The 23,775-nt window shown below is 67.3% G+C and carries 22 protein-coding genes and 1 riboswitch; of the genes, 10 read left to right on the forward strand and 12 right to left on the reverse strand.

Annotated elements, in window-relative coordinates:
* From ASE90_RS09020 to tldD, 4 genes are all read right to left on the reverse strand, one after another.
* Positions 1-1,365, reverse strand: a complete 1,365-nt coding sequence (locus ASE90_RS09020) for an ammonium transporter (RefSeq protein ID WP_055999264.1) — start codon at positions 1,363-1,365, stop codon at positions 1-3.
* Positions 1,366-1,376: 11 nt separating this feature from the next.
* Positions 1,377-1,715 carry a P-II family nitrogen regulator gene (locus ASE90_RS09025; protein ID WP_055999021.1) on the reverse strand — a complete coding sequence of 113 codons (339 nt, stop codon included), beginning with the start codon at positions 1,713-1,715 and terminating at the stop codon, positions 1,377-1,379.
* A 146-nt stretch (positions 1,716-1,861) separates the two neighbouring features.
* A complete protein-coding gene (locus ASE90_RS09030) occupies positions 1,862-2,065 on the reverse strand; it encodes a DUF2007 domain-containing protein (protein WP_055999024.1) in 204 nt (67 codons plus the stop codon).
* Positions 2,065-3,486 (reverse strand): metalloprotease TldD, encoded by a 1,422-nt coding sequence (gene tldD, locus ASE90_RS09035; RefSeq protein ID WP_055999027.1) that lies wholly within the window; start codon positions 3,484-3,486, stop codon positions 2,065-2,067. Before tldD ends, ASE90_RS09030 begins: the two co-directional genes overlap by 1 nt.
* A gap of 154 nt (positions 3,487-3,640) precedes the next feature.
* On the opposite strand from tldD, the gene ASE90_RS09040 reads away from it, so the two are divergent.
* Positions 3,641-4,102: a hypothetical protein gene (locus tag ASE90_RS09040; protein WP_055999030.1), complete on the forward strand. Its 462-nt coding sequence runs from the start codon at positions 3,641-3,643 to the stop codon at positions 4,100-4,102.
* Between the two features lie 299 nt (positions 4,103-4,401).
* Here the strand turns inward: ASE90_RS09040 and ASE90_RS09045 are convergent, their stop codons facing one another.
* Entirely contained in the window at positions 4,402-4,629 is a 228-nt protein-coding gene (locus tag ASE90_RS09045; protein ID WP_055999033.1) for a zinc-finger domain-containing protein, read from the reverse strand.
* Between the two features lie 86 nt (positions 4,630-4,715).
* On the opposite strand from ASE90_RS09045, the gene ASE90_RS09050 reads away from it, so the two are divergent.
* The 3 genes from ASE90_RS09050 (at position 4,716) to thiC (ending at position 8,977) form a co-directional block, all read left to right on the forward strand.
* On the forward strand, positions 4,716-5,651 hold the full coding sequence (locus ASE90_RS09050; RefSeq protein WP_055999036.1) for an ABC transporter ATP-binding protein: 936 nt from the start codon (positions 4,716-4,718) through the stop codon (positions 5,649-5,651).
* Positions 5,652-5,759: 108 nt separating this feature from the next.
* Entirely contained in the window at positions 5,760-6,830 is a 1,071-nt protein-coding gene (gene dinB, locus ASE90_RS09055) for a DNA polymerase IV (RefSeq protein ID WP_055999039.1), read from the forward strand.
* A gap of 115 nt (positions 6,831-6,945) precedes the next feature.
* Positions 6,946-7,054: riboswitch (TPP riboswitch) on the forward strand.
* Positions 7,055-7,081: 27 nt separating this feature from the next.
* Positions 7,082-8,977, forward strand: a complete 1,896-nt coding sequence (gene thiC, locus ASE90_RS09060; RefSeq protein WP_055999041.1) for a phosphomethylpyrimidine synthase ThiC — start codon at positions 7,082-7,084, stop codon at positions 8,975-8,977.
* Positions 8,978-9,644: 667 nt separating this feature from the next.
* Here the strand turns inward: thiC and ASE90_RS09065 are convergent.
* Positions 9,645-9,911 (reverse strand): Txe/YoeB family addiction module toxin, encoded by a 267-nt coding sequence (locus tag ASE90_RS09065; RefSeq protein ID WP_055999046.1) that lies wholly within the window; start codon positions 9,909-9,911, stop codon positions 9,645-9,647.
* Entirely contained in the window at positions 9,908-10,162 is a 255-nt protein-coding gene (locus ASE90_RS09070) for a type II toxin-antitoxin system Phd/YefM family antitoxin (RefSeq protein ID WP_055999049.1), read from the reverse strand. Before ASE90_RS09070 ends, ASE90_RS09065 begins: the two co-directional genes overlap by 4 nt.
* Before the next feature lie 88 nt (positions 10,163-10,250).
* On the opposite strand from ASE90_RS09070, the gene ASE90_RS09075 reads away from it, so the two are divergent.
* Together ASE90_RS09075 and ASE90_RS09080 are read left to right on the forward strand one after the other, a co-directional pair.
* On the forward strand, positions 10,251-11,159 hold the full coding sequence (locus ASE90_RS09075) for a helix-turn-helix domain containing protein (protein ID WP_055999052.1): 909 nt from the start codon (positions 10,251-10,253) through the stop codon (positions 11,157-11,159).
* 268 nt (positions 11,160-11,427) lie between these two features.
* Positions 11,428-12,687, forward strand: coding sequence for a hypothetical protein (locus tag ASE90_RS09080; protein ID WP_235531730.1), 1,260 nt, complete (start codon positions 11,428-11,430; stop codon positions 12,685-12,687).
* A 49-nt stretch (positions 12,688-12,736) separates the two neighbouring features.
* Here the strand turns inward: ASE90_RS09080 and ASE90_RS09085 are convergent, their stop codons facing one another.
* The 5 genes from ASE90_RS09085 to ASE90_RS09105 form a co-directional block, all read right to left on the reverse strand.
* The gene (locus ASE90_RS09085) at positions 12,737-13,015 is read right to left on the reverse strand and encodes a hypothetical protein (protein WP_055999055.1); all 279 of its coding nucleotides are present in this window, start codon (positions 13,013-13,015) and stop codon (positions 12,737-12,739) included.
* A 46-nt stretch (positions 13,016-13,061) separates the two neighbouring features.
* A complete protein-coding gene (ung, locus tag ASE90_RS09090; protein WP_082449679.1) occupies positions 13,062-13,790 on the reverse strand; it encodes a uracil-DNA glycosylase in 729 nt (242 codons plus the stop codon).
* Positions 13,787-14,092 (reverse strand): alkylphosphonate utilization protein, encoded by a 306-nt coding sequence (locus tag ASE90_RS09095; protein WP_055999056.1) that lies wholly within the window; start codon positions 14,090-14,092, stop codon positions 13,787-13,789. Before ASE90_RS09095 ends, ung begins: the two co-directional genes overlap by 4 nt.
* A 42-nt stretch (positions 14,093-14,134) precedes the next feature.
* Positions 14,135-15,580: a S41 family peptidase gene (locus ASE90_RS09100; RefSeq protein ID WP_082449680.1), complete on the reverse strand. Its 1,446-nt coding sequence runs from the start codon at positions 15,578-15,580 to the stop codon at positions 14,135-14,137.
* Between the two features lie 128 nt (positions 15,581-15,708).
* Entirely contained in the window at positions 15,709-16,764 is a 1,056-nt protein-coding gene (locus ASE90_RS09105) for a mannose-1-phosphate guanylyltransferase/mannose-6-phosphate isomerase (protein ID WP_082449681.1), read from the reverse strand.
* Positions 16,765-16,943: 179 nt separating this feature from the next.
* Here ASE90_RS09105 and ASE90_RS09110 point away from each other — a divergent pair, with 179 nt between their 5' ends.
* Genes ASE90_RS09110 through ASE90_RS09125 form a run of 4 tightly spaced genes read left to right on the forward strand, consistent with a single transcriptional unit; the run spans position 16,944 to position 23,775 of the window.
* The gene (locus tag ASE90_RS09110) at positions 16,944-18,332 is read left to right on the forward strand and encodes a TIGR03013 family XrtA/PEP-CTERM system glycosyltransferase (RefSeq protein ID WP_055999058.1); all 1,389 of its coding nucleotides are present in this window, start codon (positions 16,944-16,946) and stop codon (positions 18,330-18,332) included.
* A 4-nt stretch (positions 18,333-18,336) separates the two neighbouring features.
* A complete protein-coding gene (gene prsK, locus ASE90_RS09115) occupies positions 18,337-20,385 on the forward strand; it encodes an XrtA/PEP-CTERM system histidine kinase PrsK (protein ID WP_055999061.1) in 2,049 nt (682 codons plus the stop codon).
* Entirely contained in the window at positions 20,382-21,737 is a 1,356-nt protein-coding gene (gene prsR / locus ASE90_RS09120) for a PEP-CTERM-box response regulator transcription factor (RefSeq protein ID WP_055999064.1), read from the forward strand. Before prsK ends, prsR begins: the two co-directional genes overlap by 4 nt.
* Entirely contained in the window at positions 21,721-23,775 is a 2,055-nt protein-coding gene (locus ASE90_RS09125; RefSeq protein ID WP_055999067.1) for a tetratricopeptide repeat protein, read from the forward strand. The genes prsR and ASE90_RS09125 overlap by 17 nt, the downstream gene beginning before the upstream one ends.

Genomic DNA, 23,775 nt, shown 5'->3' on the forward strand with positions numbered 1-23,775 from the left:
TCAGTAGTTGTAGGCGCGCTCGCCATGCTCGCCGAGGTCGAGACCTTCCAGTTCGACTTCTTTCGAGACCCGGCCACCGGTCAGCGCCTTGGCAACGAACCATGCGATCGCGGTACCGACCGACGCCCAGACGATAGTCACGATCACCGCGAACACCTGTACGCCGAGCTTGGCACCCATGTCGTAGTCGGCCGCACCCGGACCGCCCAGCGACGGGGCATAGACCACGGCTGTACCGATCGCGCCGATGATGCCGCCGACGCCGTGGATGCCGAACGCGTCGAGCGAGTCGTCATAGCCGAGCTTGGGCTTGAGCACGGTCACCGCGAAGAAGCAGACGACCGAGGCAATGGCACCCAGCACGATCGCACCGAACGGACCCGAGTTGCCGGCAGCCGGCGTCACCGCGACCAGCCCGGCGATGATGCCCGAGCAGAAGCCGAGCGCCGAACCCTTATGCCCCGAGAACTTCTCGGCCAGCATCCAGAACACCCCGGCCGAAGCGGTGGCGACGAAGGTGTTGATCATGGCGAGACCGGCGGTGCCGTTGGCTTCGAGCGCCGAGCCGGCGTTGAAGCCGAACCAGCCCACCCACAGCAGCCCGGTGCCGACCATGGTCAGCGTCAGCGAGTGCGGTGCCATGCGCTCGGTCGGGAACCCGATCCGCTTGCCCAGCAGGATGGCGAGCACGAGCGACGATACGCCGGCGTTGATGTGGACGACGGTGCCACCGGCGAAGTCGAGCGCACCCGCCTTGAAGAAATAGCCGCTGGTCGCCCACACCATGTGCGCGATCGGGAAATAGGTGATCGTCAGCCAGACGATGGCGAAGACCATGACCGCAGCGAACTTGATGCGTTCGACCACCGATCCCAGCACCAGCGCGATCGTGATCGCGGCAAAGGTCATCTGGAAGCAGATAAAGACATATTCGGGGATTTCGACGCCGACGGTGAAGGTCGCCGCCTGCGACGCGGCGGTGACGCCCGACAGGAACGCCTTGCCCGGGCTGGCGATGAAGCCCGACAGCGTCGCGTTCGCGACGTCGGGACCGAAGGCCAGCGAATAGCCGTACATCACCCAGATCAGCATCGCGAGCGACGCGACCGCGCCGATCTGCGTCATCACCGACAGCATGTTCTTGGTGCGGGTCAGACCGCCATAGAACAGCGCGAGGCCGGGGACGATCATCATCAGCACGAGGACGGTCGACACCATCATCCATGCCGTGTCGCCCTTGTTCACCGTCGCGACCGGCGCGGCGGCGGCGGCCGGCGCCTGCAGCGCCGCGTCCTGCGCCCATGCGGGCAGCGCGGCGAACAGGCCGAGCGCGGCCCCCGCCATCAATGTCTTCGGATGTTGCATGATGCCCCCCATCACAGCGCGGTCAGGTCGGTTTCGCCGGTGCGGATCCGCACCGCCTGTCCGACGTCGAGAACGAAGATCTTGCCATCGCCGATCGCGCCGGTGTTGGCGGCGGCCTGCACCGCTTCGACGACGCGCGCGGCGATGTCGGCGTCGCACACGACCTCGATCTTGATCTTGGGCACCATATTGGTGCTGTATTCCGCGCCGCGATAGATTTCGGTCTGGCCCTTTTGCCGGCCGAATCCCTTGACCTCGGTCACGGTCATGCCCGCGACGCCGATCTCGGTCAGTGCTTCGCGTACCTCATCCAGCTTGAATGGCTTGATGATGGCGATGACTAATTTCATGTCGCCCCCTCGTCGCATGATTGCTCATGAGGGAGCTCTGCATCCTTCGTGCCAAACAGGATTTTACTGGTTTTACGCCGGTTAGCGGCTTGGCAATATGGTTACCGAGCGGTTAATTTGTGCAGCGCCGCACGATTGCCCGTTTTTCAGGCAGCACGATCGATGATCCGGCGGGCATCGGACAGGTCGTCGGCATCGACCATCACCCGCACCGGGATCAACAGCCAGCTGCCGTCGCCGATGCTCGCCTCGCCATCGAACGCCACTGCCGGGATGCCTTCGCTTGTCAGCCGGCCGACAATAATCTGCGCCTCGACGCGCGGAAAGCGACCGAGTTCCGCAAGCGCCATCAGGCGGTGCCGCCGACGGTCAGCCCGTCGATCAGCAAGGTCGGCTGTCCAACGCCCGCCGGCACCGACTGCCCGGATTTGCCGCACATGCCGACGCCTTCGTCGAGCGCGAAGTCGTTGCCGATGCCGCGCACCTGTTTCAGCACCTCCGGCCCATCGCCGATCAGCGTCGCGCCCTTGATCGGGGCACCGATCCGGCCATTCTCGACCCGATAGGCTTCGGTGCAGGAAAACACGAACTTGCCCGACACGATGTCGACCTGCCCGCCGCCGAAGGATTTGGCGAAGATGCCGTTCTTCACCCGCGACAGCAGCTCGGCCGGATCGTCCTTGCCGCCCGACAGGAAGGTGTTGGTCATGCGCGGCATCGGCGCATGCGAAAAATCCTGCCGCCGGCCGTTGCCGGTCGGCGCGACGCCCATCAGCCGCGCGTTGAGCCGGTCGTGGATATAACCTTTGAGGATGCCATCCTCGATCAGGATATTTTCCTGGGTCGGTGTGCCCTCGTCGTCGATCGACAGCGATCCGCGCCGGTCGGCGATCGACCCGTCGTCGATCACCGTCACGCCGGGAGCCGCCACCCGCTCGCCGATCCGTCCCGAAAAGGCGCTGGTGCCCTTGCGGTTGAAATCGCCCTCCAGCCCGTGGCCGATCGCCTCGTGCAACAGGATGCCGGGCCAGCCATTGCCGAGCAGCACCGTCATCTCGCCTGCCGGCGCGTCGACCGCCTCCAGATTGACCAGCGCCTGCGCCAGCGCGACGTCTATCGCACGGTTCCACGTCTCGGGCGCGAACAGCGAATCGTACAGATAGCGCCCGCCGATGCCGTAGCTGCCCGTTTCGCGCCGTCCGTTCGATTCGACCACGATCGACACGTTCATCCGCACCAGCGGACGGACGTCGGTGGCGACGAATCCATCGGGACGGACGATTTCGACCACCGTCCACGACCCGAGCAGGCTGGCCGAGACCTGGCAGACGCGCGGATCGCGCGCACGGGCGGCGGCGTCGATCGACTGGCACAGCGCGACCTTGTCAGCGAAGGGGATCAGGTCGAGCGGATCGGCGGCGGTATAGAGATGCCGGTTGTTGCCGCGCGGCGGCGGTGCCTTGGCCCCCTTGGCCGGATCGATCAGCGCCATCGTCTCGCCCGCGCGGCGGATCGCCGCTTCGGACAGTTCGTTGGCATGGGCGAAGGCGGTCGTCTCCCCCGACACCGCGCGCAGGCCGAAGCCGGCATGGGTGTCGTACGACGCGGTCTTCAACCGGCCGTCGTCGAACCCGAACGCCTCGGATCGGCGATACTGGAGATAGAGTTCGCCATCCTCGGCATGTCGCAGCGTCTCCTGCGTGGCGCGAAGGGCGGCGGCGGGGTCGAGGTCGCCGGCATAGAGGTACGAGCGGGGATCGGTCGGGGTCATTGGTGGAATATAGGGTGGCGGTGGCGTGGGGGAATGGGGGAACAGAGTTGGCGCAGAATGCGCAGGACGTGCGACACGGCGCACATCAGCGACCCAGATGACTCTTCGTATCTATTTGGGCATTGCAGGAAACCATCGATAGGCGGAGTGCCATGTGACCACTGTTCTGCTGAACGCTTATGGTGAGCCATTCGACCCCGGTCCACTGATCGAGGCATGGCATGAAAGCGCGGCTTCTGAGGTCGTCCGCGAGCTGTGGGACAATCTATACCATCAAGGCTCGGTAAACTCGGCGTCCTATGCCGCCGTCCCCGGGATTGTGCGGATGCTGGAACAGGCGGAATTGCCCGATTGGAACGGCTATGCGTTGATTGCTTCGATCGAAGAGGCGCGTCTGGCGGGAGGCAGTGTGCCAATGCCGGTCGAACTCGCTGGTGATTACGAAACCGCTTGGAAATCTGCATTGCCGTTGGCGTTGCGCGATCTGCGGGAGGCACAGGACGACAGCTTGGTGCGCAGTTTGATAACGGTAATAGCGCTGGCGAAGGGACAGCGAACGCTAGCCGCGATCGCGCTATGCACTGAGCACGAGCGGATCGAAATGCTCGGCGGATAAGGCGTTGCGCGGCTACGCCGTTCAACGTGCGTGCTTATGCCGGTCCGACCGGGGACGTTCGAAAGAACGTATTGTCAGCGACCGGATAAACCTTCGCCCCAGCGCAGGCTGGGGCCTTCAGCGGCTCCTGTCACGCGTCATCATCGGGAGATCCCAGCCTTCGCTGGAATGACGTTCGGAGAGACGGGAGGGAGTTCAGCACCGCCGCGGCAAAGCCGCGTCGTCAGTCGGCAGGCAAAGGCGAGCTTGCCCGCCGCCGGCCGGGCGGGCCATGCTGGTCGTCCGAACTGCGTTCGGCCTTACCGGCCCGCGCCGTCCCCATGATCCTTCAGCTTGCTCTGGTCCGCCCCATCGGCCGGACCACCGATCAGCACGAAGCGCCGGTCGCAATAGCCGCAATCGACATAGCCCGTGTCGTCGATCTGCAACCACACGCGCGGGTGGCCGAGCGCGGCGGCGATTTCGCCGGAGCCGTCGCAGGCGACGCGAGGGGTGGAGACGCGGAGGAGTTCGGGCGGGGGCAGCATGGTTCCTGCGATAGCAATGCCGCGAAGGCTCGACAAGTTGGATCGGTGCTTGGCTTGGGGCCGGGGCGGGCGTATCGGCGGACCCTATGGAAACCCAAGCCGCCATCTCGATCCGCGACCTGTGCAAGACCTATGCTGCCGGAAAGGGCGGGGCACCGGCCAAGGTCGCACTCGACGGCGTGTCGTTCGATGTGCCGCGTGGGCAAATCTTCGGGCTGCTCGGCCCCAATGGCGCGGGCAAGTCGACGCTCATCAACACGCTGGCGGGACTCGTCAACAAGACCGGCGGCACGGCGTCGATCTGGGGCTTCGACATCGACCAGCATCCGCGCAATGCCAAGGCGTCGATCGGTATCGTCAATCAGGAAATCCTGTTCGACCCGTTCTTTACCCCCGCCGAAACGCTGGAAATCCAGGCCGGCCTGTACGGCGTGCCGAAGGCGAAACGGCGCACGATGGACCTGCTGCGCGCCGTCCATCTGGAGGACAAGGCCAATGCCTATGCCCGCACCCTGTCGGGGGGCATGAAGCGGCGATTGATGGTGGCCAAGGCGATGGTCCATTCGCCGCCGGTGCTGGTGCTCGACGAACCGACCGCCGGCGTCGATATCCAGCTTCGCCAGCAGCTATGGGACTATGTCCGCGAACTCAATGCCGACGGCGTGACGGTGGTGCTGACGACCCACTATCTGGAAGAGGCGGAGCAGTTGTGCGACCGCATCGCCATCATCAACCATGGCCGCGTCGTCGCCAACCAGCCGACCCGCGAATTGCTGGGCATGGCGCAGGAAAAGGCGGTCGAACTGACGCTCGATCGCGACCTCGCCGAGCTACCCGCCGCCGGGGTATTCGAGAAGGTCGAGCGCAAGGGCGACCGGCTGCTCGCGATCACCTATCGCAAGGATGTGGCGAACGCCGGTGAGGTGTTGGCGGCGGTCGCGGCGCAAGGGTACGGCATCGTCGACGTCGTGACACGCGAGGCGGACCTCGAGGACGTGTTCCTCAACCTGACGAACAACTGAGTCGCTTACTCCCCTTCCAGGGAGGGGAGTAAGCACATTCGCCTTTTGTTCTTGCGCCACGCCGCGCCGCAGGGCAAACCCATCCGCAGGCCATTGTAAACCCGCGAGATGTCGGACCTCACCCGCAAGATCATCCATGTCGACATGGACGCCTTTTTCGCGTCGGTCGAACAGCGCGATGCGCCTGAGCTTAAAGGAAAGCCGGTCGCGGTCGGCGGGTCGAGCGGGCGTGGCGTGGTCGCCGCCGCATCCTATGAAGCGCGCGTGTTCGGCGTGCGCAGCGCGATGCCGTCGGTCACCGCGATCCGGCGTTGCCCCGACCTGATCTTCGTCCGTCCCCGCTTCGAGGTGTACAAGGCGGTCAGCGGCCAGATCCGCGACATCTTTCTCGACTATACCGATCTGGTCGAGCCGCTGTCGCTCGACGAGGCCTATCTCGACGTCACCGCCAACCGGCGCGGCCTGCCCAGCGCCACCGCGACCGCGGAGGAAATCCGCGCGCGCATCCTTGCGGTCACTGGCCTCACCGCCTCGGCGGGGATCAGCTACAACAAGTTCCTCGCCAAACTGGCGTCCGACATGAACAAGCCCAATGGCCAGTTCGTCATTCCGGTCAAGGCCGGCCCGCGCGTCGTCGCGTCGCTGCCGGTCGGCAAGTTCCACGGCATCGGCCCCAAGACGGTCGAGCGGATGGAGGCGCTGGGCATCCGTACCGGCGCCGATCTGGCGGGCTGGACGCTGCCCGACCTGCAACGCACCTTCGGCAAGGCGGGCGGCTGGTATCACGGCATCGCCCGCGCCGAGGATCACCGCCCGGTCCGCCCCAACCGCGTGCGCAAATCGTCAGGCTCCGAAACCACCTTCCATAGCGACCTGACCGACGCGCAAGCGATCGAGGAACGCGTGCTGGCGATGGCCGACGACGTCTGGGACTGGGTGGAGAAGACCGGACAGCATGGCCGCACCGTCACCGTAAAGGCGAAATACGCCGATTTCCGCATCGTCACCCGCAGCCGCACGCTGGGCGCCCCGGTCCGCGACCGCGCGACGCTGCACGCCACCGCGCGCGGGCTGATCGCGACGCTCTATCCCTTGCGCATGGGGTTGCGGCTGGTCGGGGTGACCATGGCCGGCTTCGGTGCGGGCGAGCCGCCCAGCGGGCAGCTCGACCTGTTGTAGCGGCGGGGCGGCACCCCAGCCGACCATCGTCCTTCCGGCGAAGGCCGGAAGGATGGCGGATCGTCGCCGGCCCGTACCATTGCTTTGACGCCCGCCCGCAACGCGCCTACAACCGCACCGTCCCCGGGGGAGCGTTCCGTCACGCTTGAGAGGAAGGCCGCAGCCTTCGACCCGCTGAACCTGATCCGGCTGACACCGGCGTAGGGAGGGCGCGGTCACGACAATTCCGCCCCCTCCGCATGGAGTGGAATATGGCAGACATCCCCGCAAAGACCGAAATCGGCGTCACCACCGGCCCGATCCGTGGCAGCCGCAAGGTGCATATCGGCCCCCTGAACGTCGCGATGCGCGCGATCGACCTCGACCCGTCTTGCGGAGAACCGCCGCTCAACGTCTATGACACGTCGGGGCCGTACACCGACCCCAATGCCCGCATCGACATCATGGCCGGCCTGCCGCAGCTGCGCCGCGACTGGATCATGGCCCGCGGCGACGTCGAGAGCTACGACGCCCGCGAACTGCGCCCCGAGGATAACGGCCAGCTCGGTCCCGACCGCTCGGGCGGCGTCCAGCCCTTCCCCAACGTCGTCAAGCGGCCCTTGCGCGCCAAGGCCGGCGCGAACGTCAGCCAGATGCACTATGCCCGGCGCGGCATCATCACGCCGGAAATGGAATATGTCGCGACCCGCGAAAATCTCGGTCGCGAGGCTCTCGCGAACTATGTCCGCGACGGCGAGAGCTTCGGCGCGGCGATCCCCGACTATGTGACCCCCGAATTCGTCCGCGACGAAGTGGCGCGGGGCCGGGCGATCATCCCCAACAACATCAACCACCCCGAAACCGAGCCGATGGCGATCGGCCGCAATTTCCTCGTCAAGATCAACGCGAACATCGGCAACAGCGCGGTCGCATCGAACGTCGCCGCCGAAGTCGACAAGCTGGTCTGGTCGATCCGCTGGGGTGCCGACACGGTCATGGACCTGTCGACCGGCCGCAACATCCACGACACCCGCGAATGGATTTTGCGCAACTCGCCGGTGCCGATCGGCACGGTGCCGATCTATCAGGCGCTCGAAAAGGTCGGCGGCATCGCCGAGGAACTGACGTGGGACATCTTCCGCGACACGCTGATCGAACAGGCCGAACAGGGCGTGGATTACTTCACCATCCATGCCGGCGTCCGCCTGCCCTACATCCCGATGACCGCGAAGCGCGTCACCGGCATCGTGTCGCGCGGCGGGTCGATCATGGCGAAATGGTGCCTCGCCCATCACCGCGAATCGTTCCTCTACGAACATTTCGACGAGATCACCGAGATCATGAAGGCGTATGACATCGCCTATTCGCTGGGCGATGGTCTCCGCCCCGGTTCGATCGCCGATGCCAATGACGAAGCGCAGTTCAGCGAGCTCTTCACGCTCGGCGAACTGACCCACCGTGCCTGGGCGCAGGACGTGCAGGTCATGATCGAAGGCCCCGGCCATGTGCCGATGCACAAGATCAAGGAGAATATGGAAAAGCAGCTGCAGGTCTGCGGTGAAGCGCCTTTCTATACCCTCGGGCCGCTCACCACCGACATCGCGCCGGGCTACGACCATATCACCAGCGGCATCGGCGCGGCGATGATCGGCTGGTACGGCACGGCGATGCTCTGCTACGTCACGCCCAAGGAGCATCTGGGCCTGCCCGACCGCGACGATGTAAAGGTCGGCGTGGTCACCTACAAGCTCGCCGCCCATGCCGCCGATCTGGCCAAGGGCCATCCGGCCGCACAGATGCGCGACGACGCCCTGTCGCGCGCCCGCTTCGATTTCCGCTGGCGCGACCAGTTCAACCTGTCGCTCGACCCCGACACGGCGGAATCCTACCACGACCAGACCTTGCCCGCCGAAGGCGCCAAGACCGCGCATTTCTGTTCGATGTGCGGTCCCAAATTCTGCTCGATGAAGATCACGGCCGAAGTCCGCGAATTCGCCGCCAAGCAGAACGCCCCGGCCGACACCTTCCTCGCCGCCGACAAGGCGGATGCGGACCGCGCGCTGTTCGCCAACGGCCCCGCCTCGGTAGCGGCGGCCGAGGCCGGCATGGCGGAAATGAGCGAGAAGTTCCGCGAGAAGGGCAGCGAGGTGTACCTGCCAGCGGAGTAATCGGACTAAAAACTCCTCCCCGCTATGCGGGGAGGGGAACCATGCGCAGCATGGTGGAGGGGCGTGGCCGCGGGCGGGCGGCACGTTCAATAAAAAGGCCGGCGGGGTTCCCGCCGGCCTTCAGTTTATGCGTAAAGGATCAACGTCCAAACGCTGGTACCATCATCAGTTGGAGGAATGCGATGCCCCTGCGCGATGTATGTAGGGGAACCGGACGCTCCATGACGCCAGTATCCGGTTTCCGGGCAGTAATCACCGATGTCGACCATCGTTCCCAGTTTCACGCGCCCGTTAGTCATGCTTTGTCGCCTCTGTTGAGAATGAGTGCAACGTCGGATGCGCGCGTTGACTCTTATGTGAGGGCAACTAAGGTTCAACCTCGTTCTCCAGAGCGAGGTAGGCATCCGCCTCCAGCTTGCACCACCTCCGGCAAGAGGTGGTGCAACGCTGATACAGTCGAGCAGTTACTTTAAAGAACGTTACGCAAGCCCCGCTGCGCGGGGGAGTTGTGCCCGCACGACTGTGCATCGAAGCGTCAACGGGGCGATCACCGCTATGCGGTGGAGCCATTCAGCTTCGACATTGGTAAGGTGTCAGAAACTAAATCGCGGTGCAAGTGTCAGAAGCGTCAACGTTCGGTTATTTTGATCGTTGTGGTTCTTTAAGCTCAATAATGATACCGGCACTGCGCCACCTCCAGCATCTGCATCTCGCCCGACCCGGCCACTCGATACACCAACCGATGCTCATGGCTGATCCGACGCGACCACCAGCCAGACAGGTTTCCGCCCAGCGGCTCGGGCTTGCCCGTTCCCTTGAACGGATGCCGCCGACATTCCTCGATCAGCGCGTTGCACTTTGCGAACAGCTTGAGGTCGGTCGCGTGCAGGTCGAGATACTCCGCCCATGAACGCGACGAGAAACGGACGTTCACGGCTGGATCAGCTCGTGAACCTCACCGCCACCAGCTTCCAGTTCCGCGATGCTTTTCAGCAACCGCTCCGCATTCTTCGGCGATCGCAGCAGATACAGCGTCTCTTCGATCGACGCCCATTCGCTGGCCGATACCATGACGACGCCCTCACCCCGCTGACGAGTGATTGCCACCGGCACCCGGTCGGCAACGACCCGGTCCATAACCGACTTCAGGTTGGCACGGGATTCGGTGAAGCTGATCGATTCCATGAGCAGAGTGTACGGAACATTGTACAGAACACAAGGGGCCGCGCAAAAACTCCTGTCCTACAAGTTCCCAATATGTTCCCCTCCGCCCATGCGCAACCAAAGCCAGCTCTCCGAGCATTCGCCCGCGCCCGTCCCGGCGCACGCCCCCTCGAACCTGACCGTTCCGTCCGAGACGCCCTATCTCGACGCCAACGGCTATGACCCCGCCGACTATCAATGGGTCCCCGTCCGCCGCAAACCGCGCAGCGACGGCTGGTCCGATAAGAAACAGCGCGATTTCATCGAAACCCTCGCCGATGGCGGGTCGGTCGCCGATGCGGCGCGCGCGGTCGGCATGTCGCCCAGCACCGCCTATCGCCTGCGCCGTTCACCCGGTGGCGAGGCCTTCGCGCGCGCGTGGGATGCCGCCGTCGCGCAAGCCGTGGGGATGCTGGTCGACGTGGCATTCGACCGCGCGATCAACGGCACCGTCGAACCGGTGCTCGATGCCAATGGGCGGCGGGTCGGGTCGCGGCATCGCCCCGGCGACCGGATGCTGATGTTCCTGCTCGCCGCCCATTATCCCGACCGCTACGGCAAACAGCAGCGCCGCCGGTCGGCGCGCGGCGAGGCGGAGGCACCGGCCCCAACCCCGACGCCCAGCGTCGCCGAGGCGCTCGACGCGCTCACCCCCGTGCCACCCGCCGAGCCCGAAAAGCTGATGGCCCCTGCCGATCTCGACGTCGCGATCGAGGTCGCCGACCTAGGCGATGGCAAACTTCCCGGCTGGCTCGACCCCGACCGTCGTCCCGAACCGGTCGCGGCACCGGTCGAGCCGCCCATGCCCGAAGCACTGGCGGCGGCATGGGCCGCGCAGGACGACCTGCATCTGTCGGAACCCGGGCCGCTGGGCGAGGCGTTCGAGATCGAACTGGAACTGGCCAAGCGCGGCATCACCGTTCCCCGCCCCAAACGCCCGAAACCGCCACGTGCGGCGCGCAAGACGCGGCGAGTGTGACTTTCGTGACCTTTGGACAGGGCTCCCGGCACGATCCGGCGTCCGAACCCCACGGCAAACGCCCGCGCCCCAAGCCGCCACGCACGGCGCGCACGATGCGGCGAGTGTGACCTTTGTGACCTTTGGACGGGAGGTGGGGCGTCATCCGGCGTCCGCCGCCCGTCCGGTCCTGTCCCGCCTGCCTGCGGCTGCCCGCTTCCCTGAACCGGATACGATGCTATCATCTCCTTAGACCGGCCTCGGGGGCGAGCGCCGGCAGGGGGGTATGATGAAACGTTCGATCCTGATCGCGGGAATGGCGGCGATGTTGCCTGGGCAGGTGCTGGCGCAGGCGGTGCAGACGATGCAGGTGCCGACCGGCGGCGGGGCGGCGACGCCCGTCGCGCAGGACGCGGTCGCGCCGGTCGACGATCCCAAGGAGATCGCCGAGGATGCCGCGCGCGACCTGACGCCGTCGCGCTTCTACAACCGGCCCGGCGCGACGCGGGCCGACTATGATCTGGCGTGGCAGCAATGCCGGCTGATCGCGCGCGGATCGCGCACCCCGGCGGGGACGGTGCCGATGGTCTACAACCCGGCGGTGATCTCGCCGATCGCGGCGGGGGCCGGTGGCCTGCTCGGCGGGCTGATCGCCGGCGCGATCGCGCAGGGGCAGCAGCGGCGGGCGAACCGGCAAAGCTGTTTGCTGATCCGTGGCTGGCGGCTGGTCGAGCGCGACGATGCCGTCGCCGCGAAGATCACGGCGATGCCAGAGGCCGAGCGGATCGCCTATCTCGACCGGCAGATCGGCGAGGCGGCGGTCGCCGGCAAGGTGACCGAGCGCACCGGCTTCACCACCCCGGTCGATCCGTCATGGCGGATCGATGCCCCGCTGACCCTGCCGGGGACGGTGTTTCTGGGGAAGAAGGTCGATGCCGCCGCGCCGTTCGTGCTGGCACCGGGCGAGGCGGCGATCGTCGTCGCCTTTCGCCGGCTGGACGCGGCCAGCGCCGGCCGCTCGGCCCAGTTGCAGCTGCTGCGCTACGATGCGGGCAAGCACGACGCGCTGTACCGCCCACGCGACTGGAAGGCGAAGAACGACCTGACCACCTATGGCGTGACGGTCAACAGCGGCGACCGGAAGTCGCCCTATGAGGTGCAGGTGCTGCGCGTGACGCCGGGCGATTATGTGCTGAACGCGATGTCGGTCGCGAACCTGCCGGTCACCACAACCAACTGCTTCGGGGCGCCGATGGTGCATGTCGAGCCCGGACAGGTCGCGTATCTCGGCGACTTCGTGCCCTATGTGAATGCGCGCCATGCCGATGGAAAGCGGTTCGACGGCGTGCTCTTTGCGGGGCAGGGCGAGGATGCGGCCAGGACGCTGGCGACGCGGCAACCTGCGCTGGCGGCGAAGCTGACCAGGGCGCAGTGGCAGAACCGGGCGACCTATGGCTGTGCCGGGATCAGCATGGATCGCTATGACCTGCCGGGCATGCCCGATCTGCCACCGGTGGTGGCGACGCCGGACGCATCGGTCGCGGGATAGGCAAGGGAACGGTGCCGCACCCCCGCGATCGGGGGTGCGGCGGTTCGGCTTACATCTGGTTGCGGACGGCCTGTTCGACCTGCGCATTGTCGTTGTCGTCGGCCTTGTCGGCGGCGTCCTCGCCCATGTCGCGGACGTTCTCGGCCTGCGCTTCCAGCGCGTCCTCGACCTGCTCGTTGCTGCTCAGGTCGGCCTGATCTTCCAGCGCGTCCGCCTTGTTCTCGGTCATCGCCTCGATATTGTCGGCGGCCTTGTCGTCGGCATTGCCGCCGCAGGCACCCAGCAGCATCAACGTGGCCAGGCCGGTCGCCGTCATCATCTTCTTCATCTGTAACCCCTTGAAGTTGGTCCCGCCGAGTTGGCGGTCGGCCGCATCAATCGTCGACGGGGAAGGATGGTTCCGGCATCGTATCGAGCGCGGGCAGCGACCAGTCGATCGTGCCCCGACCGTGCTCGGCCAGAAACGCATTGGCCTGACTGAACGGACGGCTGCCGAACCAGCCGCTATGCGCCGACAGCGGGGAGGGGTGACGGGCGCGCAGCACGAGGTGGCGACCGCCTGTGCCCACGTCGCGGACGAACGCCGCCTTCTTCTGGGCATGCGCGCCCCATAGCAGGAACACGGTCGGTTCCGCCCGGTCGGCGACGGCATGGACGACCGCGTCGGTGAACGCCTCCCACCCGCGCCCGGCATGCGACGCGGCGCGGTGCTGTTCGACCGTCAGCACGGTGTTCAGCAGCAGCACCCCCTGTCGCGCCCAATGCTCCAGAAACCCGTGCGCGGGCGGCGTCAGGCCCAGATCGGTCTGCAATTCCTTGAAGATGTTGCGCAGCGACGGCGGCACCGCGACGCCTGGCCGGACCGAAAAGGACAGGCCATGCGCCTGACCCGGCCCGTGATACGGGTCCTGCCCCAGAATGACGACCCGCACCTGGGGAAGCGGGGTCAGCGCCAGCGCCGCGAACCAGTCGCGCGAATGCGGCAGGATGCGCTTGCCCGCCGCCTTCTCGCCTTTCAGGAAATCGCGCAAGCTCGCCATCGTGTCGCTGGCCAGCACGGGGCCAAGCGCCGGCTCCCAACTGGGATCGACCCCGGCGATCATGTCCGCTTGCGGACGAACTCGGCGCGCAGCACCAGCCCCTTGATGCCGTCGAACTTGCAGTCGATCTCCTGCGCGTCGCCGGTCAGGCGGATCGACTTGATCAGGGTGCCGCGCTTCAGCGTCTGGCCCGCGCCCTTGACGGTTAGGTCCTTGATCAGCGTCACCTGATCGCCATCGGCCAGCACGTTGCCGACCGCGTCGCGCACCACCACCGCGTCGTCCGGCGCGGCAGTGGTCGTCGCCTGCGACGCGGGCACCCATTCGCCGGTCGCCTCGTCATAGATATAGTCGTCGTCGCTCATGCCGTCCCCCTCGTCGCTGCCGGGGTAGCCGAGCGGGCCGGGTCAGAACAAGCCCGGCACCTCACGCTGCACGGTCGACGGGCGGGCGGGTTGCAACAGGGCGCGTCCCTCGACCCCGTCGCCGGCGACGCGCAGCCCGTCGCGGGTCGCGGCGGTCGCCGCCGCCGATCCGATCCGCGAACAGCTGCGCCCGGCAAGGAAGTCGAGCGCGCGGGCGACCGATTGCTCGCGCGGGTCGCCCAGCGGATAATTGATGTCGTCGGTCGCCGAACAGGTGTTGGGCACCACCGATGCGAGGCCATCGAAATAGGCCGCCGAGCGCGCCGAATTCTGCACCGACAGGGCGACGATGCGCAGCCGGTCGTCGCACGCTGCCTGATCGACCGCGATCTGCCCGACCGGCTTGCCATAGGTGTTGGTGCCGATCAGCGCCATGTTGTTGCCGAGATAGGGGACGAAGGCGTTGATGACCAATTCGCTGGCCGATGCGGTGCTGCCGGTGCCGATGAACGCGATCCTGGTCGGCGTCACCGACTGCGCGGTCGGCGCGAAGTATTTCGTCTCGTTCTCGGACGATTTTTCGGGGCGGAAGGTGGTGTAGCTATAGACCTGGCTGGTCGATTTGCCGCCACCCAACAGGTCGCCCATCAGATCGGCGACCGAGATCAGCCCGCCGCCATTGTAGCGGAAATCGATGACGAACTCGGTGATCCCCTGCGCCCGGAAACTGGCGAAGGCGTCGCGCAGCGGCTGGTTGGCGGTGGTGATGAACGTGCGCAGGTTGACGTAACCGACCTTCTTGCCGCCATCGGTCAGCACCTTGGCGCCATAGCGGGTCGATACCGGCAGCAGGGCATAGTCGGCCTTGGCGACGGTCTCGGTGCGGGTGGTGCCCTCGGCGGTGCGGAACTCGAACGTGCGCGCGGTGCCGACCGTATCGGGGCCCAGCGCATCGTTCAGGCCGTCGATACCGGTCGCATCGATGATCGCCGACACGCTGCGCAGACTGCCGCTGCCGGTGCCGATCTGCAGGATCTCGGTCCCGCGATCGATGCCGGCGTTCAGTGCCGGCGTGCCCTCGAACGATTCGATCACGAACAGGCGACGGCCGGTCGTGTCGAGCGCGAAGCGGGCGCCGAAGCCGGCGGTCTCACCCGCGTCGTAATAGGCATTTTCCTCGGCGATCGACGTCAGATAGGTGAAGTACCGGTCGCGCCCCTGCCCCCGCGCGGTCGCGGTCAGCGCGTCGACATAGGCGTCGACCGTGGCGTAGGGCGCGGGGCTCAGGCTCGCCGGCAGGGTTTCGGGGAACAGATACCATTCGCGCAGTTGGGCCAGCGCCCAGTCCTGCCGCTCGCGCAGCGAACAGCCCGCCGTGGTGGTGGGCGTCGGTGTCGGCGTGGCGGAGGGCGTCGGGGAAACCCCGCCGCTGCTACCGCCACCCAGGACGCTGCCGTTTCCGCCGCCGCCTCCGCAGGCCGAGAGCATCGCCAATACGCCCAACGCCGCACCGAATCCTGCCCGCACAACGCGCACTCCATACTGTCGCGACAGCCTAGGCTGCGTACCGGCGAAGGGAAGGGGGTTTCGCCGGTGCGCCAACGTACTGGTTCGGTTCAGTTCGCCTTCATCGCTTCCAGCAAGCGCTTGACCTCTTGCGAACGTCCGCGCGGCAGGATCATGACGTCGTTGCCGCTGGCGACGACGATCAGGTCGCTGACCCCCACCATCGCGATCCGCACCCCATCCGACCGGACGAGGCAGCCGGTGGTATCGACCAGCGTCACGTCGCCGCCGGTGGCATTGTGCGCATCGTCGCGGTCGCTGATCGCGTGCAGCGCGTCCCAGCTGCCGACGTCGCTCCAACCCATCGCCACCGGCGCGACCGCCACCCGGTCGTCGCGCTCCATCACCGCATAGTCGATCGAATCGGACGGGCTGGCGGCGAACGCCTCCGCCTCGGGGCGGATGCAGATGCCGTCGCGCTGCGCCCGGTCCATCGCCTCTTGCGCCGCTTCCAGCATCGTCGGCACGAACCGGCCGATCGCGTCGAGGAACCGGTCGGCGCGGAACAGGAAGATGCCGCCGTTCCACGCATGATCGCCCGATGCCAGCATCGCTTCCGCCGCATCCAGCGGTGGCTTCTCGACGAAGCGGTCGACACGGTGCACGCCTTCGGCCAGCGGCTCGCCGACCTTGATCCAGCCATAGCCGGTTTCGGGCGCATCGGGGGCGATGCCGAACGTCACCATCCAGCCATCCTCGACCAGCGGCAGTGCGCGGTCGATCGCGGCGCGAAACGCCTCGAGGTCGAGGATGACATGGTCCGACGGCATCACCAGCAACGGCGCATCGCCGCCGCCCGCGGCGATCGCTGCCAGCGCGATGGCGGGCGCGGTGTTGCGGCCCATCGGTTCGAGGATGATCGCCTGCGGGGTCGAGCCGATGGCCGACAGCTGTTCGGCGACCGCATCGGCATGGGCGGCATTGGCAACGACGATCGGCGCGGCATAGCCTTCGCCCGCGGCACGGCGCGCGGTCAGCTGCAACATCGTCTCGGCAGCGGTCAGCGCGAGGAACTGTTTGGGCCGTTCCGGCCGCGACATCGGCCACAGGCGGGTGCCCGCCCCCCCGGACAGAATGACGGGGACGATGGCGGACGAAACGGGCATGGATCGGATCTCCGAACAGGATCAGGCAGGCAAAAAGGGCCCGCCCGGACGGGCAAGCGAGTGTTGCGATACAACAACGATGTGACGATGCGTATCCGTCGCGTTCAGTATTTCTTTGCGCTTTCGCGCGATACGGGGTGGGTGTCGGACTGGCTTACACCTGTATCGAGAGCCCGGCGATGATTCGGCTGTTCAAACATTATATTCCGCACGCCGTCTTGCTGCTGGGTCTGCTCGATTTTCTCGTCCTGCTGGTGGCGGCCGAACTTGGCTGGGTCACGCGGGCGATGCAGATCGACATGGCGGTCGAGCCGATTCACACCCGCATCCCGCAATTGCTCAGCTTCGCCGTCTGTCTCGAAACCGCACTGGTCGCGGTCGGCATTTATGGCACCGATGCGTTGCAATCGATCAAGTTCGCCGCGGCGCGGCTGATCGTCGCGGTCGCGGTGGGGGCGATCTTCCTCGCCGTCGTCTTCTTCCTCGCGCCGTCGATCACCTTCTGGCGGTCCAATCTAGCTTACGGGCTGGGCTTCGCGGCGGTGCTGCTGCTGACCTTGCGCATCCTGACCGGTACGCTGTTCGGGGGGCAGGCGTTCAAGCGGCGGGTGATCGTGTTGGGGGCAGGCCCGCGCGCGCAGCGGCTGAAGGATCTCGGCCGGACGCCCGGCGCCGGTTTCGTGGTCGTCGGCTATGTCGCGATGAGCGAGGCGAACCGGGTCATCCCCGAAGCGATCGCCCGCGACGCCATCTATAATCTTGCTGATCACGTCGTGCTGCTCGGCGCGTCGGAGGTCGTGCTGGCGCTGGAGGAGCGGCGCAACGCCCTGCCGCTGAAGGACCTGCTGCGCATCCGCACCACCGGTGTCCATGTCAACGAAATCTCGACCTTCCTCGAACGCGAAACGGGTCGCGTCGACCTCGACAGCGTCAGCCCGTCGTGGCTGATCTTCTCCGACGGCTTCTCGTCGGGGCGGATGGTGTCGAGCGTGTTCAAGCGGATGTTCGACATCGCCGCCAGCCTGTTGCTGCTGACGCTGACGCTGCCGGTCCTGCTGGTCGCGGCGATCGCGGTGAAGCTCGATAGCCGCGGCCCCGTCTTCTACCGCCAGCGCCGCGTCGGGCTGTACAGCAGCGGATTCGACATTCCGAAGCTGCGGTCGATGCGCACCGATGCCGAGGCGGCGGGGACCGCGGTCTGGGCCGAAAAGAACGACCCCCGCATCACCCGCATCGGCCGCATCCTGCGCAAGACCCGGATCGACGAGCTGCCGCAATGCTGGAGCGTACTGGTCGGCGAGATGAGCTTCGTCGGCCCCCGCCCGGAACGCCCGGAATTCGTGTCCGCGCTGGAGGACAAGCTGCCCTATTATGCCGAACGGCATATGGTGAAGCCCGGCATCACCGGCTGGGCGCAGATCAACTATCCCTATGGCGCATCGATCGACGATGCCCGGCAGAAGCTGGAATACGACCTGTATTATGCGAAGAACTATTCGCCGTTCCTCGACCTGCTGATCCTGCTGCAGACACTGCGCGTCGTGATCTGGTCGGGCGGAGCGCGGTGAACGCATGCTGATCGGGCTTATCGTCTGGGGACATGCGATCGCGGCGCTGCTGTTCGGCGCGCTAGCGTTCTGGACGGTTCGGCGCGGTGCGGCCGATACGGCGCTGCCGCGTGGGTGGCTGGCGCTGGCGCTGGGACTGACCGCGCTGTGGAACTTGTCGGTGGCGGGGATCGGCGATGCGCAGGCGGTGTCGCACCTGTTCGCGGGCGCGCGCACGCTCGGCTGGCTGGTGCTGCTGATCGCCCTCCAGCGTCGCGCCAGTAGCGACGATGCGGGGCTGGGCCGTATCCTCGCCTACGGTGCCGTCGCGGCGGTCGATATAGCGCAGCTCGTACTCGACCTCGCCGCCGCGACCATGCCGGGGTCGCAGGCGGCGGCGATGATCGGTGCGGTATCGACGGTACTCGGCGCGCTGGCGGCGCTCGGCGCGCTGCTGTTGCTCCATGGCCTGTTCCCGGTGGCGGCATCGGCGGCGACGCGGATGGTGCTGGTCGCGGCCGGCGCGTTCTGGCTGATCGACGTCAATCTGTGCATCGCCGCCTATCTGGTCGGGCAGGCCCCGCCCGAACTGATCGCGGCGCGCGGCGTCGCCCTGGCGGCGATGGCGCTGCTGGTCGCACTGGCGCTGTCGCGACCGGGGAGTGGCGGTGTGCAGCTGTCGCGCGTCGCGACCTTCCACACCCTGTCGGTGCTGGGGCTAATGGCCTATTTCGCGGTGACGATCATGGCGACCAGCCTGATCGCGGCGCTGGGCGGCGACCATGCCCGGATCGGCCAGACCGCGTTCGTGTTCGGATCGACCGTCGCGGTGCTGACCGCCGCCTCGTCGGGCTGGCTGCGGGCGTGGGTCAAGGTCAAGCTGGTCAAGCACCTCTTCACCCACCGCTACGACTATCGCTCCGAATGGACCCGCTTCACCGAGACGCTGGGCGAGCCCAAGGGTGGCGCGCCGCTCGACGAACGGCTGGTGAAGGCGGTGGCCGACCTGACCGACTCCCCGGCCGGCCTGTTGCTAGTCACCGAAGGCGGCGGGCTGGCGGTCGGCGCGTCATGGCGTTGGGAGGGCGACGCGCTGGGCACCGCCGCCGACAGCATGGCGCTGGCGGAGCATCTGCGCGTGACCGGCCGCATCCTCGAACTCGATCCGCTGCGCCAGCGGCTCGATGGCGCCGATGGCGCGGCGGTGCCGGCGGCGATGCTGGCGCATGGTGAAGCATGGGTGGTCGTGCCGTTGCCGCATCTGGGGCGGATGGCCGGTGCGATCCTGCTCGCGCGGCCGCTGCTCGCCCGCGCGCTCGACTGGGAGGATTTCGACCTGCTGCGCATCGCCGGGCGACAGGTGGCAAGCTATCTGGCCGAGGAACGCGCCCAGTCGGCACTGGCCGAGGCGCGTCGGTTCGAGGAGTTCAACCGCCGCTTCGCCTTCATCCTGCACGACGTGAAGAATATCGTCAGCCAGTTGAGCCTCGTCGCGCGCAACGCTGTGCGCCATGCCGACAATCCCGATTTCCGCGCCGACATGGTCGCGACGCTGAACGAATCCGCCACGCGGATGAACGACCTGCTCGCCCGCTTGTCCGAACGCGAACCGGCGCGTGGCGAGGTGCTGCGCCCGGTTGCGCTGGCGAGCGTCGCGACCGGATCGGTGGCGCGCTTCCGAACGCGGGGAGCGGTGGTGGTCGATGGGCCGGCGACACTCCATGCCTCGGCCGACCCGGCACGGTTGCAGCAGGTGATCGACCATCTGGTCCACAACGCCCTCGATGCAGGCGGCAGCGATCCGGTCCGCATCGTGCTGGGCGATGCGGGCGACCGGGTGTGGGTCGAGGTGATCGACACCGGCATCGGCATGACCCGGCAGTTCATTCGCGACGAACTCTTCCGTCCGTTCGTCTCGTCGAAGCCGTCGGGCTTCGGCATCGGCGCGTTCGAAGCGCGCCAACTCGCGGTCGCGATGGGCGGCCATATCGCTGTCGACAGCCAGCCGGGACGGGGGTCGCGCTTCCGCGTGACGCTGGCGGCGGCCGTCCCCATGCTGGAGCAAGCGGCATGACGATACGCAAGTGCCTGTTGATCGTCGAGGACGATGCCGGGCTGCAACGCCAGTTGCGCTGGGCCTATGAAGGCTATGACATCGTCGTCGCGAGCGATCGCGATGCGGCGATCGCGGCGGTGCGTGCCGAGGAACCGCAGGTCGTGACGCTCGACCTCGGCCTGCCGCCCGATCCCGATGGCGTGACCGAAGGCTTTGCGACGATGGAGGCCATCCTCGCCATCAAGCCCGATACCAAGATCGTCGTCGCCAGCGGCCATGGCGACCGGGCGAGCGCGTTGCGTGCGATCGATCTGGGTGCATGGGATTTCTATGCCAAGCCGATCGACATCGACGCGCTGGGGCTGATCGTCGCGCGCGCCTTCCACGTCCATGCGCTGGAGGCGGAGAACCGCCGGCTGGCCGACCGGATCGAGGGGCAGGCGGTGCTGGGCGGCATGATTACCGCCGCGCCGGAGATGCTGAAGGTCACCCGCACCATCGAACGGGTCGCCCCGGCCGATGTGTCGGTCATGCTGCTCGGCGCGTCGGGCACCGGCAAGGAGTTGCTGGCGCGCGGGGTGCACGACGCATCGCGGCGCAAGCGCGGCAATTTCATCGCCATCAACTGCGCCGCCATTCCCGAAACGCTGCTCGAAAGCGAACTGTTCGGGCATGAGAAGGGCGCGTTCACCGGCGCGGTAAAGACCACCGAGGGCAAGATCGAACAGGCGGCGGGGGGCACGCTGTTCCTCGACGAGATCGGCGATGTGCCACTTCCTCTGCAGGTCAAGCTGCTGCGCTTCCTGCAGGAACGGGTGATCGAACGGATCGGCGGGCGCAAGGCGATCCCGGTCGACACGCGGATCGTGTGCGCGACGCATCAGGATATCGACGCGATGGTCGCCGATGGCCGGTTCCGCGAGGACCTGTATTACCGGCTGGCCGAGATCGTGGTGCGCATCCCGTCGCTGTCGCAGCGGCCGGGCGATCCGGCGCTGCTGGCGCGGCATTTCCTCGACCGACATGCCGCGCAGATGGGGCTGGGACCGAAGCGTTTCGCCCCCGACGCGCTGGCGGCGATCGAGGCATGGGGCTGGCCGGGCAATGTCCGCGAACTGGAAAACCGGGTGAAGCGCGCGGCGATCATGGCCGATGGCAAGGCGGTGACCGCCGCCGATCTCGATCTCGGCACCGCGCAGGCCCTGTCGGGACCGATCAACCTGAAGGCGGTGCGCGAGGCGGCGGACCGGTCGGCGATCCGGTCGGCGCTGGCACAGGCGCAGGGGAATATCTCGGGCACGGCGCGGCTGCTGGGGATCAGCCGCCCGACGCTCTATGATCTGATGAAAAGCTATGACCTGCAACCCTGATCGATCGGTCCGCGCGCTGCTCGGCATGGGCGGGCTGGCGATCGTGGCGGGAATGCTCGCCACGATCGGCGGCGTGCTGCCCGCGCGCGCCGATGCCGCCGACGCCCGGACCCGGCTGGCGCAGGCGCTGGCGCAATATGGAGCCGGGCACTGGACGCAGGCGCGCGAAGCGGCGCAGGCGGCGACCGCCGCCGACCCGAAATGGGGACTGGCACAGGCAGTGCTGGCGCGCACCCATCTGGTGCTGGGCGAGGGCGTCGCGGCACAGGGCGCGGTCGACCGCGCTATTGCGGCAGGCTTCGATCCCCAGCGCACCCATCAGCTGCGCGCCCATGCCCGGCTGCTACAGGGCGACGCGACCGGCGCGGTGACCGAGGCGGACGAGACTCCGGCGCGCTACCGCGGCTATGCCGACCGCATCCGTGCGCAGGCGGTCGCGGCGGGTGGCGACGTCGCTGGCGGACTGAACGCGCTGGAGGCGATCGTCGCGCGCGCACCACAGGACGCGGCTGCGTGGGTCGCGCTCGGGCAGATGCGGATGGGTGCGGGCGACATGGTCGGCGCAATCAATGCGGCCGCGGCGGCGGTCCGCGCCGAACCGTCGTCGCCCGACGCGCTGCGATTGCGCGCCGAAACGGTGCGTGTCCAATATGGACTGGTCGCGGCACTGCCATGGTTCGAAGCGGCGCTGAAGCGCGATCCGTACGGCTATGACACGCTGATCGAATATGCCGCGACGCTCGGCGATGCCGGGCGGGCGAGCGCGATGCTGGACGCGGTGCGGCGGGCGATGGCGGTGCGGCCGGGCAGTGCGCAGGGCTATTATCTGCAAGCGGTGCTGGCGGCGCGAGCCGGCGATTACGACACCGCGCGCAGCATCCTCGACAAGACCGGGCGCGGTGTCGCCGGGGTGCCGGGCGCATTGCTGCTGAGCGCCTCGATCGATCTGGCAAAGGGCAATGCGGGGCAGGCGGCGATCGCGCTGCGCGAACTGGTCGCGCGGCAGCCGACCAACGTCACCGCGCGCAAGCTGTTGGCGCTGGCGCTGCTCAAGAGCAATGCCGCACAGGACGCGCTCGATTATATCCGGCCGGCAGCGATGCGCGGCGATGCCGACAGCTACTCGCTGACGCTGGCGGCGCGGGCGATGGAGCGGCTGGGCGACCGGGCAAGCGCAGCGGTGATGCTCGATCGCGCCGCGTCGCCCGGACGCGGGCGCTCGGCCGCCTTTGCCCCCGACGAAGACCTTGCGATGCTGGCGGAGGATGCGCGGCTCACCCCCGGCGATCCGGCGGTGGCGGTTCCCTATATCCGGGCGCTGGCGGCGGCGGGGAAGAACGTCGAAGCGGTCGCGGCGGCGCAGCGGGTGACAGCCGCCAATCCCGGCGCGCCCGCCGCGCAACTGGTGCTGGGCGATACGCTGTCCGCCGCCGGCCGGATGGGCGAGGCGGCCGATGCCTATGCGCGCGCCGCCGCGACCCGGTTCGACGAAGCGACGATGCTGCGGCTGGTCGATGCCCGCGACCGCGCCGGACAGCGCCCGCAGGCCAGTGCAACGCTGTCGCTTTATCTGGCGCAGAACCCGGCCAGCGTCGACGCACTCCGGTTGGCGGCGCAATGGCAGGCGGCCGCCGGGGACGATGACGCGGCGATCGAAACGCTCGAACGGCTGCGCGCGCTGGTCGGGGACCGCGATGCGGCGGTGCTGGCGGAACTTGCCAACGCCTATGCCGGTGCCGGACAGGCGTGGATCGCGCAGGACTATGCCGCCGCCGCCTATCGGATCGCGCCGGCCAATCCGCTGGTGGCGGATGCGCTCGGCTGGGCCTTGTTCGCGAACGACAATATCGGTGCGGCGATCCCGGTAATGGCAAAGGCCGTTCAGATCGCACCGGCCCATGCCGGCATCCGCTGGCACATGGCACAGATCGCCGCCGCCGCCGGGGATCGCGCCGTCGCAGCGGCCAATGCGCGGGCGGCGCTGGCGGACAAGGGCTTTGCCGATCGCGCGGCGGCACAGGCGTTGATCGCGCCCTAG

It is taken from the genome of Sphingomonas sp. Leaf67 (assembly GCF_001421965.1).
GTDB lineage: Bacteria > Pseudomonadota > Alphaproteobacteria > Sphingomonadales > Sphingomonadaceae > Sphingomonas.

Bases quoted from the DNA above. Each gene is read 5' to 3' on its own strand.
- ASE90_RS09020 (WP_055999264.1), bottom strand. From the start codon at position 1,365: ATGCAACATCCGAAGACATTGATGGCGGGGGCCGCGCTCGGCCTGTTC.
- ASE90_RS09025 (WP_055999021.1), bottom strand. From the start codon at position 1,715: ATGAAATTAGTCATCGCCATCATCAAGCCATTCAAGCTGGATGAGGTA.
- ASE90_RS09030 (WP_055999024.1), bottom strand. From the start codon at position 2,065: ATGGCGCTTGCGGAACTCGGTCGCTTTCCGCGCGTCGAGGCGCAGATT.
- tldD (WP_055999027.1), bottom strand. From the start codon at position 3,486: ATGACCCCGACCGATCCCCGCTCGTACCTCTATGCCGGCGACCTCGAC.
- ASE90_RS09045 (WP_055999033.1), bottom strand. From the start codon at position 4,629: ATGCTGCCCCCGCCCGAACTCCTCCGCGTCTCCACCCCTCGCGTCGCC.
- ASE90_RS09050 (WP_055999036.1), top strand. From the start codon at position 4,716: ATGGAAACCCAAGCCGCCATCTCGATCCGCGACCTGTGCAAGACCTAT.
- dinB (WP_055999039.1), top strand. From the start codon at position 5,760: ATGTCGGACCTCACCCGCAAGATCATCCATGTCGACATGGACGCCTTT.
- thiC (WP_055999041.1), top strand. From the start codon at position 7,082: ATGGCAGACATCCCCGCAAAGACCGAAATCGGCGTCACCACCGGCCCG.
- ASE90_RS09070 (WP_055999049.1), bottom strand. From the start codon at position 10,162: ATGGAATCGATCAGCTTCACCGAATCCCGTGCCAACCTGAAGTCGGTT.
- ASE90_RS09075 (WP_055999052.1), top strand. From the start codon at position 10,251: ATGCGCAACCAAAGCCAGCTCTCCGAGCATTCGCCCGCGCCCGTCCCG.
- ASE90_RS09080 (WP_235531730.1), top strand. From the start codon at position 11,428: ATGAAACGTTCGATCCTGATCGCGGGAATGGCGGCGATGTTGCCTGGG.
- ASE90_RS09085 (WP_055999055.1), bottom strand. From the start codon at position 13,015: ATGAAGAAGATGATGACGGCGACCGGCCTGGCCACGTTGATGCTGCTG.
- ung (WP_082449679.1), bottom strand. From the start codon at position 13,790: ATGATCGCCGGGGTCGATCCCAGTTGGGAGCCGGCGCTTGGCCCCGTG.
- ASE90_RS09095 (WP_055999056.1), bottom strand. From the start codon at position 14,092: ATGAGCGACGACGACTATATCTATGACGAGGCGACCGGCGAATGGGTG.
- ASE90_RS09100 (WP_082449680.1), bottom strand. From the start codon at position 15,580: ATGCTCTCGGCCTGCGGAGGCGGCGGCGGAAACGGCAGCGTCCTGGGT.
- ASE90_RS09105 (WP_082449681.1), bottom strand. From the start codon at position 16,764: ATGCCCGTTTCGTCCGCCATCGTCCCCGTCATTCTGTCCGGGGGGGCG.
- ASE90_RS09110 (WP_055999058.1), top strand. From the start codon at position 16,944: ATGATTCGGCTGTTCAAACATTATATTCCGCACGCCGTCTTGCTGCTG.
- prsK (WP_055999061.1), top strand. From the start codon at position 18,337: ATGCTGATCGGGCTTATCGTCTGGGGACATGCGATCGCGGCGCTGCTG.
- prsR (WP_055999064.1), top strand. From the start codon at position 20,382: ATGACGATACGCAAGTGCCTGTTGATCGTCGAGGACGATGCCGGGCTG.
- ASE90_RS09125 (WP_055999067.1), top strand. From the start codon at position 21,721: ATGACCTGCAACCCTGATCGATCGGTCCGCGCGCTGCTCGGCATGGGC.